Origin of the sequence: Roseovarius amoyensis, assembly GCF_003260265.1 — a bacterium.
Classification (GTDB): Bacteria; Pseudomonadota; Alphaproteobacteria; order Rhodobacterales; family Rhodobacteraceae; genus Roseovarius; species Roseovarius amoyensis.
On sequence record NZ_QITQ01000017.1, the window covers coordinates 29192 to 43476 of the forward strand.

General features: G+C 65.7%; 12 protein-coding genes. 7 read left to right on the forward strand and 5 right to left on the reverse strand.

Annotated features, from left to right (window positions below):
- Positions 1–7: 7 nt before the first annotated feature.
- Positions 8–1180, reverse strand: a complete 1173-nt coding sequence (locus DL899_RS13820) for a DNA recombination protein RmuC (RefSeq protein WP_111734950.1) — start codon at positions 1178–1180, stop codon at positions 8–10.
- Positions 1177–3033, reverse strand: coding sequence for a DNA mismatch repair endonuclease MutL (gene mutL / locus DL899_RS13825; RefSeq protein WP_111734951.1), 1857 nt, complete (start codon positions 3031–3033; stop codon positions 1177–1179). Before mutL ends, DL899_RS13820 begins: the two co-directional genes overlap by 4 nt.
- 145 nt (positions 3034–3178) lie before the next feature.
- Between mutL and DL899_RS13830 the strand changes: the two genes are divergently transcribed.
- The gene (locus DL899_RS13830; RefSeq protein ID WP_111734952.1) at positions 3179–4078 is read left to right on the forward strand and encodes an MBL fold metallo-hydrolase; all 900 of its coding nucleotides are present in this window, start codon (positions 3179–3181) and stop codon (positions 4076–4078) included.
- 31 nt (positions 4079–4109) lie between these two features.
- Positions 4110–4487: a rhodanese-like domain-containing protein gene (locus tag DL899_RS13835; protein WP_111734953.1), complete on the forward strand. Its 378-nt coding sequence runs from the start codon at positions 4110–4112 to the stop codon at positions 4485–4487.
- A 53-nt stretch (positions 4488–4540) separates the two neighbouring features.
- On the opposite strand, the gene DL899_RS13840 is transcribed toward DL899_RS13835, so the two are convergent.
- On the reverse strand, positions 4541–5869 hold the full coding sequence (locus DL899_RS13840) for an ammonium transporter (protein WP_111734954.1): 1329 nt from the start codon (positions 5867–5869) through the stop codon (positions 4541–4543).
- A gap of 341 nt (positions 5870–6210) precedes the next feature.
- Between DL899_RS13840 and DL899_RS13845 the strand changes: the two genes are divergently transcribed.
- A complete protein-coding gene (locus DL899_RS13845) occupies positions 6211–8346 on the forward strand; it encodes a transglycosylase domain-containing protein (RefSeq protein WP_111734955.1) in 2136 nt (711 codons plus the stop codon).
- A 5-nt stretch (positions 8347–8351) separates the two neighbouring features.
- On the opposite strand, the gene DL899_RS13850 is transcribed toward DL899_RS13845, so the two are convergent.
- Both DL899_RS13850 and DL899_RS13855 read right to left on the reverse strand, forming a co-directional pair.
- Entirely contained in the window at positions 8352–8957 is a 606-nt protein-coding gene (locus DL899_RS13850; RefSeq protein ID WP_111734956.1) for an MlaC/ttg2D family ABC transporter substrate-binding protein, read from the reverse strand.
- Complete coding sequence (locus DL899_RS13855; RefSeq protein ID WP_111734957.1) at positions 8947–9702, reverse strand: MlaA family lipoprotein; 756 nt, start codon at positions 9700–9702, stop codon at positions 8947–8949. The genes DL899_RS13850 and DL899_RS13855 overlap by 11 nt, the downstream gene beginning before the upstream one ends.
- Positions 9703–9922: 220 nt before the next feature.
- On the opposite strand from DL899_RS13855, the gene DL899_RS13860 reads away from it, so the two are divergent.
- From DL899_RS13860 to DL899_RS13875, 4 genes are all read left to right on the forward strand, one after another.
- Complete coding sequence (locus tag DL899_RS13860) at positions 9923–11662, forward strand: type I secretion system permease/ATPase (RefSeq protein ID WP_111734958.1); 1740 nt, start codon at positions 9923–9925, stop codon at positions 11660–11662.
- Positions 11659–12963 carry an HlyD family type I secretion periplasmic adaptor subunit gene (locus tag DL899_RS13865; RefSeq protein WP_111734959.1) on the forward strand — a complete coding sequence of 435 codons (1305 nt, stop codon included), beginning with the start codon at positions 11659–11661 and terminating at the stop codon, positions 12961–12963. Before DL899_RS13860 ends, DL899_RS13865 begins: the two co-directional genes overlap by 4 nt.
- Before the next feature lie 88 nt (positions 12964–13051).
- Complete coding sequence (locus DL899_RS13870; protein WP_111734960.1) at positions 13052–13513, forward strand: RidA family protein; 462 nt, start codon at positions 13052–13054, stop codon at positions 13511–13513.
- Complete coding sequence (locus tag DL899_RS13875) at positions 13510–14277, forward strand: glycerophosphodiester phosphodiesterase family protein (protein WP_111734961.1); 768 nt, start codon at positions 13510–13512, stop codon at positions 14275–14277. Before DL899_RS13870 ends, DL899_RS13875 begins: the two co-directional genes overlap by 4 nt.
- Positions 14278–14285: the final 8 nt, after the last annotated feature.

The window sequence follows — 14285 nt, forward strand, 5'->3', positions numbered from 1 at the left end:
GCGCCCGTCAGCCCTCGGGATCGGTCAGCTTGACGATGGCCGGCTCGGTTTCGGGCGCCAGTTCCTCGAAATCGAAATTGTCCAGCCGGCGCGCCCGACGCCCGGCCTTGTCGGCGGAAATCTTGATCTCGGATATGTCCTTGGCCGCCTGGTGAAAATGCCGGTCGAGGTTTTCGACCCGGTTGCCCAGCCGGTCGACATCCGCGAACAAGAGGCCAAGTTCGCGCCGTATCGCGCCGGCCTGTTCGCGCATCCTGGCATCTTTCAGAATCGCACGCATGGTATTCAGCGTCGCCATGCAGGTGGTGGGCGAGACGATCCAGACGCGGGCGGCAAAACCCTCGCGCACGAGGTCGGGGAAATTGGCGTGCAGTTCAGCATAGACCGCCTCTGACGGCAGGAACATCAGCGCGCCATCGGCGGTTTCACCCTCGATGATATAGCGCTCTGCTATGTCGCGGATATGCTTCTTGACCGATTGACGCAGCAGGCGGGCGGCCTCTTGCACCTGGCGGTCGTCGGTGGCGTTTCTCAGCGCTTCGTAAGGCTCCAGCGGGAACTTGCTGTCGATGCAGATAGGCCCCGGCGGGTTGGGCAGGTGGATCAGGCAGTCGGCGCGTTTTCCATTCGATAGCGTATGTTGTAGCGAATAGCTGTCCGATGGCAGTGCCTTGGACACGATATCGTTGAGCTGTATCTCGCCAAAGGCACCGCGCGTCTGCTTGTTCGACAGGATGTCTTGCAGGCTGAGAACGTCGCCCGACAGCCGGGTGATGTTTTCCTGCGCCTTGTCGATGACCTTCAGCCGTTCCTGCAACTCGCCCAGCGATTGGGCTGTGCGCCGGGAAGAGCCGGACAGGTTCTGGTTCATCTGTTCCTGCATCTGCGCCAGCCGCTCCTCCATCAGCCGCAGCATGCCGGTCTGCGCCTTGGCCTGGGCGTCCGACACATGGGTCAGCCCGCCGGCCAACTGGTGCTGACCGTCACCCAGGGCCTGTACCCGCTGGCCAAGGTCACCGATCTGGCGGATCAGCGGTTCGGTCAGCCGGGCCGAGCGGTTGGCGGCCCGCACCATCGACATCAGCAGCACCAGCACCAGCAGCAACGCTGCGCCACCCACAAGCGCCGCGATGACGATGGGGTCATTCAGGGCATAGGTATTGTCGCCGATGGTGATCATGTCCGCCCGAACAGCCTTTCGATGTCGGAAAGCTTCAGCTCGACATAGGTCGGTCGGCCGTGGTTGCACTGGCCGGAATGGGGTGTCGCCTCGATTTCGCGCAGAAGGGCGTTCATCTCTTCGGCGCTCATCCGGCGGCCCGAGCGGACCGATCCGTGACAGGCCATGCGCGACAGCACCGCGTCGATGCGCGCCCGCAGGGCCAGGCTGTCGCCGGTATCGCTGAGCTCGTCCAAGATGTCGCGCACCAGTGCGGTGGCGTCGCAGGGGCCCAGCACCGCAGGTGTTTCCCGCACCGCAACTGCGCCGGGGCCGAAGGGTTCGATCGTCAGCCCGAGGCGCGCCAGGTCGTCGGCCACGTCCAGCAGGCGGGCGGCGTCGTTGGCGGACAGCTCGACAATCTCGGGGATGAGCAACGCCTGCGCCTTGACCCCGGTTTCATCCAGTTGCCGCTTGAGCCGCTCATAGACCAACCGTTCATGAGCGGCGTGCTGATCGACGATGACCATGCCGTCGGTTGTCTGGGCGACGATGTAGTTTTCGTGCAGCTGCGCGCGGGCTGCACCCAGCGGATGATCCTGCTGGGGCGGTGCGTCAGGCATATCCGGTGCCGGTGCGCTGACCTCGCCCGTTTCGACCCGGCCGCTATAGGCCGACTGGAGTTCGGCAAAACCGGGGGCCTGGGCCGAATATGCCGCGCGTAGGGCGCGGGGGCTGGGGCGGTCCATCTGGTAGACGCGCGCGCCGGCCGGTTCGGGGCGAAAGGCGCCCAGCGTCGCGCCCCCGACGGTTGAGGAGGCGCGATGCCCGGCCTCGGCCAGCGCATGCCGCAGGCCAGAGACGATCAGCCCGCGCGCCAGGCCGGGGTCGCGGAATCGCACCTCGGTCTTGGCCGGGTGCACGTTGACATCCACCAGCCGCGGGTCGCAGTCGATAAAGATCGCCGCCGCCGGGTGGCGGTCGCGCGACAGCAGGTCGTGATAGGCGGCGCGCAGCGCGCCCGTCAGCATCCGGTCGCGCACCGGGCGGCCATTGACGAACAGGTATTGCGCCACCGCGGCACCGCGCGAATAGGTCGGCAGCGCGGCAAAGCCGGTCATGCGCAGCCCCTCGCGCGTGGCGTCGACAGGCAGGGCGTTGTCGGCGAAATCGCGGCCCATGATCTGGGCCAGTCGCCCGCCGAGCGCAGTGAACAGGTCGCCGGTTTCGGCATCGGCGCGCAGTACAATGCGTCCCTCGCCCCCGCCAGACAGGTCGCGCAGGACAAAGCTGACACTCGGCGCCGCCATTGCCAGCCGTTTGACCGTGTCGGCGATGGCCTGTGCCTCGGCCCGGTCGGTGCGCAGGAATTTCAGCCGCGCGGGCGTGGCGTGAAAGATGTCGCGCAGGGTGACGACGGTACCCGCGCTTAACGCCGCCGGGCGCGGGCCGCTGATCCGCCCGCCATTAACCGTTATTTCGGCGGCGTCGAAACCGCCCGCGCGCGACGTGATCGTCAGCCGCCCCACCGCGCCGAGGCTGGGCAGGGCCTCTCCGCGAAAGCCGAAGCTGTGGATGTCGAGCAGGTCTGAGCCGTCAATCTTGGACGTTGCGTGCCGCGCCAGCGCCAGCGGCAGGTCATCGGGGGTCATGCCGCAGCCATCATCGCTGACCCGGATCAGGGTCTTGCCGCCGTCGGCCTGGGCGACCTCGATCCGCTTTGCCCCGGCATCGAGCGCGTTTTCCACCAGTTCCTTGACCGCGGCGGCGGGACGTTCGACCACCTCGCCGGCGGCGATGCGGTTGATTGCGCCCTCATCCAGTTGGCGGATGCGGGGGCGATCGGCGCTTATATTGGGGTTCGGACTGTTCATTCTACCATACCTAGCATGTCCTTGACCGATTCTGCCAGAGAGCAAAGGGCAGTTCATGAACGGACACACGCGGGATTTCGCCCGCAGGACTTGGCAGCGGGAAATATCTGATTATCTGAATACAAACCCGAAAGGAGCTCCAGACATGTACCGACGTAGCAGTCTCTCGAAAGGACCAAACTCGCCGCAGGTAACGGGGTTTCATGACTCTGCTACCGGTAGCGTTCAGTATGTCGTGACCGACCCGGCCACCAAAAAGGCCGCGCTGATCGACGTTGTGCTCGATTTTGACCCGGCCCATGCCCGCACCAGCACCGAAAGCGCGCAGGAGGTGCTGGATTACGTGCGTAATGAGGGGCTCGAGGTCGAATGGGTGCTGGACACGCACCCCCATGCCGATCACCTCATGGCCTCGCACTGGCTGGCTGAGCAGACCGGAGCACCCAACGCCATCGGTGAAAAGGTGCGAGAGATCGCCGAGCTCTGGACGCGGCTCTACAACCTGCCCGACGCATTCGATCCCGACCGCGATTTCAGCCGGCTGTTCGCCGACGGCGACAGTTTCAGGATAGGTGAGCTGGAGGTGCAGGTGATGCTGTCGCCCGGGCATACGCTGGGTTCCGTCACTTATCTTGTGGGGGATGACGCGGCCTTTGTCCACGACACCCTGATGCATGTGGATGTCGGAACCTCGCGCGCCGATTTCCCGGGTGGGTCGTCAAGCGAGCTCTACGACAGCCTGCAACGCATCCTCGCCTTGCCCGATGCAACACGGCTCTTCATCGGCCACGATTATCCGCCGGTAGGGGATCGCGAAGAACCGGCATGGGAGGCGAGCGTGGCCGAGCATCGCCGCCGCAATCCGCATCTGGGCGGCGGCACGACCCGCGAGGAATACATGAGCCTGCGTGACGAACGTGATGCGACGCTGGGCCTGCCCGATAGGATGCTCTATGCCCTGCAGGTTAACCTGCGCGGCGGTCACCTGCCCGAGCCCGAGGCGGACGGACACAGCTATTTCAAGATCCCTGCCAACCGGTTCTGAAACGAGAACCCGATACAAGGAAAGCCACGCCATGAAAAACGAAACCGTCGACGGCGCTATGCTGGAAACCTGGACCGTTGAAGAGGTCGTCGCCGCCTATGACCGCCAGGAAATCGTCCTGATCGACGTTCGCACCATCCACGAATATGGCTTTGAACATATCGGTGGTGCGTTGTTGTTGCCGCTGCCGTTCTTCGAGGCGAGCGCCCTGCCGGGGCAGAGTGACAAGCGCATCGTGTTCATGTGCGGGTCGGGGGTGCGGTCCGAGAAGGTGGCGCGCGCCTGCATCAAGGCTGGGTTCGAGCGCATCGCCCACATGGAGGGCGGTTTCGCCGCCTGGAAGGCGGCCAGGCTGCCCTATGTCGGAACCAACATGGCCACGGGCGCGCCGCAGCCGGTCAACATGTAAAAAACCCCGGGCGCTGGGCCCGGGGTTCTTGGTTCGGTCGATGGATGGCCGGTTCAGGTCTTGGCGAACTCGGGATAGGCCTCCATCCCCAGCTCGGCCACGTCCAGGCCATTGATCTCGGTTTCTTCGCTTACCCGCAGGCCGACGACGACCTTGAGCAGGTACCACAGGATCGCTGTGGTCACGACAACGAAGACACCGACGACGACGATGGCGTAGAGCTGCGTGAACAGGTTTGCGGCATCGTTGGTCAGGGCAACCGCCAGGGTGCCCCAGATGCCGGCGAACAGGTGCACCGGGATCGCGCCCACCACATCGTCGATCTTGAACTTGTCGAGCATGGGCACGGCAAAGACCACGATCACACCCCCGACAGCGCCGATCAGCGTGGCTTCGATCAGCGACGGCGTCAGCGGCTCGGCGGTGATCGACACCAGACCAGCCAACGCGCCGTTGAGGATCATCGTCAGGTCGGGCTTGCGGTACATCACCTGCGTCAGCAGCAGTGCCGCCACTGCGCCCGCCGCCGCTGCGGTATTGGTGTTCGAAAAGATGCGGCTGATGTCGGCGACGTTACCAGCGGTATCCATGTAAAGCTGCGAGCCGCCGTTGAAGCCGAACCAGCCCAGCCACAGGATGAACGTGCCCAGCGTGGCCAGTGCGAGGTTCGAGCCGGGGATGGGCGAGACACGGCCGTCAGGCCCGTATTTGCCCAAGCGCGGCCCCAGGATGATGGCCCCGGTCAATGCTGCCCAGCCGCCGACCGAATGCACGACGGTGGAACCGGCGAAATCCTGAAAGCCTGCGGCGTCAAGGAACCCGCCGCCCCATTTCCAGCTGGCCTGCACGGGATAGATGACCGCGGTCAGCACCACGACGAAGGCCAGGAACGGCCACAGGCGGATGCGTTCGGCCAGTGCCCCCGACACGATCGAGGCGGTGGCGGCGCAGAACATCAGCTGAAAGAAGAAGTCAGAGCCGACAGACGCATAGGTCAGGTCCGGTTCGGCCCCTTCCAGCCCGACGGGTTCAAGCCCGGTGACCGAGAACGCGCCAAGGATGTTGGTGATCGTCCAGCCGTCGCCGGGATACATCAGGTTATAGCCGAGCAGGTAATAGAACAGCGAGGCGAGCGAAAAGAGCGCCACGTTCTTGGTCAGCTGCATCGTCACGTTCTTGCCGCGCACGAGGCCGGCCTCCAGCATGGTGAAACCCGCGGCCATGAAGAACACCAGGAATCCGCTGACGAGGAACATGAAGGTGGTGAAGATGAATCCGATGTCCTGCATCGGTGGGGTCAGGTCGGCCTCTTGCGCCAGGCCGGGGCTGGCCGTGGCCAGCAGCATGGCGGCCGGCAGCGCGAGAATTATTGGTCGTTTCATGTCTGTGCTCCTTTAGCGCCCGTGTCGATCCGAGGGCGGATGTGAATCCCCGGCCCGGCGGCTTGTCTGCCGACGCAACGGGTTTCGCACTCTGCCCCGACCGGATATGTTGGGCCGGCGTTTCTTTGCAGGTGCAGAAAAGACCGGCTGGCGGCGCCGGGAAAGGCAGGGCGCCGGATACAACGCAGATCAAAGGGGGCTAATGCCTAATATTTGTGCAAAATTGCATGCGCGCCTAAACAATGTGCGAATCAAAAAGAGCGTCCGGGGTCAACTTTGCCGTTGGCGCGGTTTAGTATCGCCGCAACAGGCAGTGTGAACACGGGCGAGACAGGGCAAGCATGAGCAAATCCGGGCGGAGCCGGCCGCGCCTCGTGGCTGAAAAGCGGGGCGCCGGAACCAGAAAGAAAACCACGCGTCGCAGCACGCGGCGCAAGCCGTCGCCGCGCAAACGCCGTGGGCTGCTGAACCGGCTGTTTCGCTGGGTGGGCCGCCTGATCTGGGCGGTGACGTGGCGGGTGACGGCGGTGGTGGCGATCATCCTCGGCCTGACGGTGTTCTACACCTACACCACCCTGCCGGACGTGCGCGAGGTGCTTGACGGGCGTTCGCGCGGCTCGGTCACCCTGCGCGACCAGGATGGAGAGGTCTTTGCCTGGCGTGGCGACCAGTTCGGCGGGGCGGTCACCGCCGACAGCGTCAGCCCCTATCTGCGCGACGCGGTGATCGCCACCGAGGACCGTCGCTTTTACCGCCATTTCGGCATCAGCCCCAAGGGTGTGGTCGGTGCGATCGTGATCAACCTGCGCGAAGGGCGCGGGCCGTTCTCCGGGCATGGCGGGTCGACCATTACCCAGCAGACCGCGAAACTGCTGTGCCTCGGCGTAGAATACGACCCCGCCCAGTGGGAGAGCGAACAGGACTATGTGCGCGACTGCCGGCGCACCACGCTGTGGCGCAAGGCCAAGGAGGCCATCTATGCGATGGCGATGGAGGTCAAGTATTCCAAGAACGAGATCCTCTCGATCTATCTCAACCGGGCCTATATGGGCGGCGGCGCCTTCGGGGCCGAGGCTGCGGCGCAACGCTATTTCGGCAAACCCGCCGCGGCGCTGAGCGCGCAGGAAGGCGCGATGCTGGCCGGCCTGCTGACCGCGCCGTCGCGCTATGCGCCGACCACCAACCTGGCCCGCGCGCAGGCGCGTGCGGCGACGGTGCTGCGCCTGATGGCCGAACAGGGATATCTGACCCAGTCCGAGGCCACCGCGGCGCAGGCCAACCCCGCCACCCTGTCAAAGGCGGCCCAGGCCCAGACCGGCGGTTATTATGCTGATTGGGTGATGGAATCGGGGCCGGATTTCTTTACCCGCGACACCACCGAGGACGTGATCATCCGCACCACGCTGGACCAGCGTATTCAGCGCGCCGCCGAAGAGGCGCTGCAGGCGGTCTTTGACGACAAGGTCAAGGAAGGGTCCAAGGCGCAGGCGGCGATCGTGGTGATGTCGGCCGACGGGGCGGTGCGGGCGATGGTGGGCGGGCGCGATACCAATGTCGTGGGCGCCTTCAACCGGGCCACGATGGCGCGGCGTCAGACCGGGTCGGCCTTCAAGCCCTTCGTTTATGCCACCGCGCTGGAGATGGGTTATGGCCCGCAAGCCACGGTGATGGACGAGCCCTTTTGCATGAACATTCCCGGCTCGGGCCGCTGGTGCCCCGAAAATTATTCGCGTCGGCATTATGGCCGGGTGACTCTGACCGAGGCGCTGAAGCGTTCGCTCAACGTGCCTGCTGTCAAGGTGGCCGACGCCGTCGGGCTGGACCTGGTGCGCAAGGTGGCGTCGGATTTCGGGATCGAAAGCGATCTGGCCGCCGGGCCCGCGCTGGCGCTGGGCGCATCGGAAAGCACGCTGCTGGAAATGACCGGCGCCTATGCCGGCATACTGAATGGCGGGTCGTCGGTGACGCCCTATGGCCTGGTCGAACTCCGGCTGCTGGGGGAGAGCGAGCCGCTGATGGGCGCCGGCGGTGGCATCGGCGAGCGGGTGATCCGCGAAGAAGCGGCGCGCCAGTTGACATGGATGATGTACCAAGTGGTCGAGGACGGCACAGGCGGGCGCGCGCGCCTGCCGGGGATCGAGGTGGCCGGCAAGACCGGCACAACCCAGGCCGCGCGCGATGCCTGGTTCCTGGGCTTTACCGCCGATTATGTTGCCGGGGTCTGGATGGGGTATGACGACAACTCGCCCCTGAGCGGCGTCACCGGCAGCGGCCTGCCGGCCGAGATCTGGCACGAGACCATGAAGCGCGTCTACGAGGGGCAAACCCCGCGACCGCTGCCGATGATGCGACCGGTGGCACGCCAACAGCCCACAGACCTGGACGGCACCGGCGGAACCGGCAGAGAGCGCCGCCCGCGCGGCAACGCCGTCGAACGCATCCTGCGCGATCTGCTGGGGGTGGGGGCCGACCGCTGAGGGTCCTAGCCGGCGCGCCGCAAGTCCTGGATCAGCGCGTCGATATCGCCGCGGCGCACGTCCAGCATGGCGCCGATCTCGGTGCGTTCGCTCAGCCGCAGGCTGACGCCCTCGATCACCATATCAAAGAACAGGTCGCGCCCCGAACGGTCGGAAACCAGGAACCGCACCTCAAACGGTGCACGGCCCTGCAGGTGGACGGTGCTGATCACCTCTTGCCAGGACTTGACCGCCCTGACGCCTTTCACCTCTATCCGGCCGCCGATGAATTCGTTGAAACGCTTGCCGTATTTGCGGGCGATATAGCTGCGGAACACCTCGGTAAAGGCGCGCATCTGGGCGGCGCTGGCGCGGCGTGAATCGGGGCCCAGAGTCGAGCGCGCGATGATGTTGACATCGGCGTAGCGGGTAAAGATGCGCTCGAAATCGGCGATCATGGCATTCAGGGACCGGCCCGAGGCGATGACCTTGTTGATATCGGCCACGACCTTGTCGATGAGGGCGCGCGCCTTGGCCTCGGTCAGCGCCAGCGCGGGCAGAGGCAGGGCGGCCACGGCAGCGGAGGCCAGTGCCGTGCCCAGCAGGCGCCGGCGGGTGGGATCACTCGGCATAGGGATCGTCATACGGGTCCTCGTCTATCGCGCCATAGGGGTCGTCATAGGGGTCAAGATAGGTGTCTTCGCCACCCTGGCCCAGCTTGAAACGGCGGTTCTGCAGATAAAGTGAACGGGCCTGCGCATAGCTGTCGGCGCTGTCATACAGAACCGAATCGATCGTATCCGAGAATCGGCCGCGCTGCGACAGCCCGGCCGAAACCTTGGCGGCGGTACCCCAGTGGCGTTCGGGTGTGTCGATGACATAGCTCAGCGGATTGGTGAAGAGGTCGACGATCTTTCCGGCCGAGTCGCGCTCGGTCGAGGGGCCGAAGACGAGTGAATTGATATAGGCGCCTTGGCGCACGCCCCAGACATGCAGGGTCTGGCCGAAATCGGCGTCTGTCGCCTCGGGCATGCCCAGCTCGGTCGCGGGGTCGAAGAACCCGCCAAGCCCCAGCGTGGTGTTGACCACGAATCGATAGGTGTCCTCGGTCGCGCCCTTCATGTTGCCCTGAAGGATGCTGTTCACGATCCCCTGCGGCAGCGACAGGTTGGTGGCGAATCGTCCGATGGCGGTTTCGATGTCGTCGGGCATGGCGGCGCTGTAGCCGCGGCCGACCGGGCGCAGAACGGCACGGTCCAGGCTCTTGCTGAATTCGTGGATCCTGCGATTGTGTTTTTCATACGGATCAAAGGGGGTGCCGGGCACGTGGTCGGGGCCGGGCGTCGAACAGGCTGCGATTATCGCCGCCAAAGCCATCGCAAAGGCGGCGTGCAGGCATCTCCGGAGGTTGGCAGAGAATGAGATAGTCAAAGCGCCGATACCGCAAAATTAATCAGATCGTTCATAGACTATAGGGCGATCATGCCAAGAAGTCGTCTGTCGCGCAAAAAAACTGTGGCGCGGGTGCGACAACCGGCCTACGCCGTATACCGGTTGAATTACAAGTGTCGCCCGGGTTTTGAAAGGATCGCCCTCTATGAAGCCCACGCCTCATGATCTGAGAAAAGGCCGTGCGGAACTGCGCGCCGCCCGCCGGGAAAGCCGCGCGCTTTACTGGTTCGTCGGCATTTTCAGCGCCTTCGTCAACCTGCTGATGCTGACCGGGCCGCTTTACATGCTGCAGGTCTATGACCGGGTGCTGGGCAGCCGGTCAGTGGCGACGCTGGTCGCGCTGTCGCTGTTGGTGCTCTACCTCTTTGCCATGATGGCGCTGCTGGATTACGCCCGCGGCCGGATCATGGGGCGGGTTGCGGCACGGTTTCAGTCGCGGCTCGACCGGCGGGTGTTTGACGCCGTCATTCGCAAATCCGCCCTCGTTCCCGACATTCACAGCACCACCGGCCTGCGCGACCTTGAGGCGGTGCAGCGGCTGATGGCCTCGCCTGTGCTGATGGCGGTGTTCGACATGCCGTGGACGCCGGTTTTTCTGGCCGGCATCTGGATCTTTCATCCCTGGCTGGGTGCGCTGGCCCTTGCCGGCGGCGCCATCCTGATCGCGGTGACCGTATTCAACCAAATCATGACCCGGGAACCGGCACGCGCGGCCAACACCGCGACAGTTGTCGCCGACCAGATGGCCGCGCAGATCAGCGGCGAGGCCGAGATGGTGCAGGCCATGGGCATGCGCGAGGCTGCGTTCAACCGCTGGCAGCAGGCGCGCGGGCATGCCCTGCGCAGCCAGATCGCCGCCTCCGATCTGGGCGGCACGCTGACCACCTCGACCCGGGCGTTCCGGCTGTTCCTGCAATCCGCGATGCTGGGGCTGGGGGCGTTCCTGGTGCTGAGGGGCGAATTGACGGCGGGCGCCATGATCGCCGGGTCGATCCTGCTGGGCCGGGCGCTGGCGCCGGTCGAGCAGGCCATCGCGCAATGGCCAATGGTGCAGCGTGCGCGCCAGGGCTGGGACAGCCTGGCCGAACTGCTGTCGATGGTGCCGCCCGAGGCACCGCGCACCGCCCTGCCGCGCCCCCGCGCCCGGCTGGAGATGCAGCGCCTGACCCTGGCGCCGCCGGGCAGTTCCGAGCCGTCCCTGCGCGGGGTCAGCTTTACTGTCGAACCCGGCCAGGCCGTCGGCGTGATCGGCCCGTCAGGGGCGGGCAAGTCGACGCTGGCGCGTGCCATCACCGGGCTGTGGCGGCCGGCCGCGGGCACGATCCGTCTGGACAGCGCGGCGCTGGACCAGTACGAACCCGCCGCGCTGGGCCGCTATATCGGCTATCTGCCCCAGCGGGTGCAGATCTTTGACGGCACCATCGCCGAAAACATCGCCCGCCTTGCCGAAAATCCCGACGATGAAAAGGTCGTTGCCGCGGCGCAGATGGCCGACGCGCACGAGATGATCCTGCAACTGCCCGATGGCTATGACACGCGGGTCAGCGCCACCAGCGCACGCCTGTCGGGCGGGCAGATGCAGCGGATCGGGCTGGCGCGGGCGCTTTACGGCGATCCGGTGATCCTGGTTCTGGACGAGCCCAACTCGAACCTCGACAACGAGGGCAACGCCGCCGTCAACGCCGCGATCCGCCGGTTCAAGGCGCAGGAACGTTCGGTTCTGGTGATGGCGCACCGGCCGGCGGCGATCCATGAATGCGACCTGATCCTGATGCTGGATGGCGGGCTGGTGCGCGCCTTCGGTCCCAAGGACGAGGTGCTGCGCAAGGTGGTGCAGAACCACGAACAGATCAAACGCGCCCGCGGGGCGGGGGGCGTGCAATGAGCGGGCAAGGGCATGTATGGTCGGCGCGTGGCCCACTGACGGTTGGTCTTGTCGGGCTGCTGCTGCTGGTCGGGGGTTTTGGCGTCTGGGCGTCGGTGACCACGATTTCGGGCGCGATCATCGCGCCTGGGCGGATCGAGGTCGATCAGAACCGGCAGATCGTCCAGCACCCCGATGGCGGCGTGGTGGCGGCGATCGAGGTGGGCGAGGGCGACACCGTGACCGAGGGGCAGGTCTTGATCCGGCTCGATGGCACGACCCTTGCCTCGCGCCTGGCGATCACCGAGGGCGAGTTGTTCGAGATCATGGCACGCCGCGGCCGGCTGGAGGCAGAGCGCGACGGCCTGGACGAGGTCGTCTTTGACCCGCTGCTGGACGAGGCCGCCGCGAAACGCCCCGAAGTCACCCGGCTGATGCAGGGGCAGGTGCGGCTGTTCGCGGCGCGCGCCGAATCCATCGCGCGCGAGATTGAGCAGCTGGAAAAGCAACGCGACCAGATCGCCAACCAGATCGACGGCATCCGCGCCCAGCAGGTGGCCTTGGAACGTCAGCTGGACCTGATCGAACAGGAACTGACCGACCAGCGGTCGCTGTTGGAAAAGGGGCTGGCGCAGGCGACGCGGGTGCTGGCGCTGGAACGCGAGGGCGCGCGGCTGAGCGGGCAGGTGGGCGAACTGGCAGCGTCCGAGGCGCAGGCGCACAGCCGCATCACCGAGATAGATATCGAGATCGTCAAGCTGGGGTCGCGGCGGCGCGAAGAGGCCATAACCACCCTGCGCGACCTGCAGTACCGTGAACTGGAACTGATGGAAGAGCGCCGCGCGCTGATCGAACAGATGGACCGGCTGGACATCCGCTCGCCGGTGGCGGGCGTGGTCTATGACATGGCGGTCTTTGCGCTGCGCGCTGTCGTGCGCCCCGCTGATCCGCTGTTGTACGTTGTGCCACAGGACCGCCCGCTGATCATCAACGCCCAGATCGAACCCATTCACATCGACAAGGTCCATGTCGGGCAGGAGGTCCTGTTGCGGTTTCCCGCGCTCGACCAGCGCCACACGCCGGAACTGAAAGGCAAGGTCTTGCAGGTTTCGGCCGACGCCTTTGTCGACGAGGGCACGCGGCAAAGCTATTACCGCGCCGAAATCTCGCTCAGCGAGGGTGAGCAGGCCCGCCTGCCCGAGGGGGTGACGCTGATCCCGGGAATGCCGTCCGATGCGTATTTGCGCACCGGCGAGCACACGCCGCTGGCCTATCTGACAAAGCCGCTGACCGACTATTTCACCAAGGCGTTCCGCGAATAGCCCTTCAGCCGCGCCAAGGCGCAAATCCGGTTTCCATCCGCCACACGACTGGCTAGCCTGTGCGCATCCGAGTCTGGGAGAGAACGCTATGGGTAAGTTCGAAACGAAGCTGGCCGAAATGGGCGTGACACTGCCCGACGCCCCCGCCCCGGCGGCCAATTACGTGCCTTATGTTCTGGTGGGCGACATGCTCTATGTGTCCGGCCAGATTTCCAGGGATGCAGACGGGCTGATCACCGGCAAGCTGGGTGAGGACATGTCTGTTGATGAGGGGGCAGCGGCGGCGAAAACCTGCGCCACTGCGCTTTTGGCTCAGGTCAAGGCGGCCTGTGGCGGCGATCTGGACCGGCTCAAACGCGTGGTCAAGCTGACCGGCTTCGTCAACTCGACCCCCGATTTCCGTGACCAGCCGCTGGTGATCAACGGTGCCTCCGACCTCATCGGTGATGCGCTGGGCGAGGCGGGGCAACATGCACGCGCGGCGGTTTCGTCGCCGTCGCTGCCCCTTGGGGTTGCCGTCGAGGTGGACGGCATCTTTCAGATCGGATGACACCGCTGCCGGCTGCCTTTCTGCGCCAGCCATTGGCGCATCGGGCGCTGCATGACGTGGCAAAAGGCAGGCCCGAGAATTCGCGCGCGGCGGTGCGCGCGGCGGTGGCGGCCGGCTATGGGGTCGAGATCGACCTCCAACTCAGCCGCGATGGCTGTGCGATGGTGTTCCATGATGACGACCTTGACCGGCTGACTGGCGAAACGGGCCTCGTGTGCCAGCGTGACGCGGATGAAATGCGCGGCATAGCGCTGACCGGCGGGAATGAGGGCATCCCCGACCTGGCGCAGGTGCTGGCGCTGGTGGCCGGTCGCGTGCCGCTGGTCGTAGAGCTGAAGGACCAGCACGGTGGTCTTGGCGATGTGGGCGGCGCGCTGGAACGTGCAGTGGCGCGTGATATCGCCGGGTATGACGGGCCGCTGGCGCTGATGTCGTTCAACCCGCACATGGTGGCGCGGCTGGCGCGGCTGGCCCCGGATGTGCCGCGCGGGATCGTCAGTTGCGCCTATGCCCCGGCGGACTGGCCGGAACTGAACGAGGCAACCCGCGCCGGCCTGCGCGACATCCCCGATTTTGATGCTGCCGGGTGCAGCTTTATCAGTCACCAGGCCGATGACCTGGACAGGCCCCGCGTGGCCGAGCTGAAGGCGCGCGGAGCGGCGGTTCTGTGCTGGACCGTGCGCTCGCCCGAGGCCGAGGCGCGCGCCCGCGAGGTGGCCGACAACATCACCTTCGAGGGTTACAACCCCGCGATCCCGGCTTGACCCCGGCG

Coding starts and splice junctions, on each gene's coding strand:
- DL899_RS13820 (WP_111734950.1), bottom strand. CDS start 1,180: ATGATCACCATCGGCGACAATACCTATGCCCTGAATGACCCCATCGTC.
- mutL (WP_111734951.1), bottom strand. CDS start 3,033: ATGAACAGTCCGAACCCCAATATAAGCGCCGATCGCCCCCGCATCCGC.
- DL899_RS13830 (WP_111734952.1), top strand. CDS start 3,179: ATGTACCGACGTAGCAGTCTCTCGAAAGGACCAAACTCGCCGCAGGTA.
- DL899_RS13835 (WP_111734953.1), top strand. CDS start 4,110: ATGAAAAACGAAACCGTCGACGGCGCTATGCTGGAAACCTGGACCGTT.
- DL899_RS13840 (WP_111734954.1), bottom strand. CDS start 5,869: ATGAAACGACCAATAATTCTCGCGCTGCCGGCCGCCATGCTGCTGGCC.
- DL899_RS13845 (WP_111734955.1), top strand. CDS start 6,211: ATGAGCAAATCCGGGCGGAGCCGGCCGCGCCTCGTGGCTGAAAAGCGG.
- DL899_RS13850 (WP_111734956.1), bottom strand. CDS start 8,957: ATGCCGAGTGATCCCACCCGCCGGCGCCTGCTGGGCACGGCACTGGCC.
- DL899_RS13855 (WP_111734957.1), bottom strand. CDS start 9,702: ATGGCTTTGGCGGCGATAATCGCAGCCTGTTCGACGCCCGGCCCCGAC.
- DL899_RS13860 (WP_111734958.1), top strand. CDS start 9,923: ATGAAGCCCACGCCTCATGATCTGAGAAAAGGCCGTGCGGAACTGCGC.
- DL899_RS13865 (WP_111734959.1), top strand. CDS start 11,659: ATGAGCGGGCAAGGGCATGTATGGTCGGCGCGTGGCCCACTGACGGTT.
- DL899_RS13870 (WP_111734960.1), top strand. CDS start 13,052: ATGGGTAAGTTCGAAACGAAGCTGGCCGAAATGGGCGTGACACTGCCC.
- DL899_RS13875 (WP_111734961.1), top strand. CDS start 13,510: ATGACACCGCTGCCGGCTGCCTTTCTGCGCCAGCCATTGGCGCATCGG.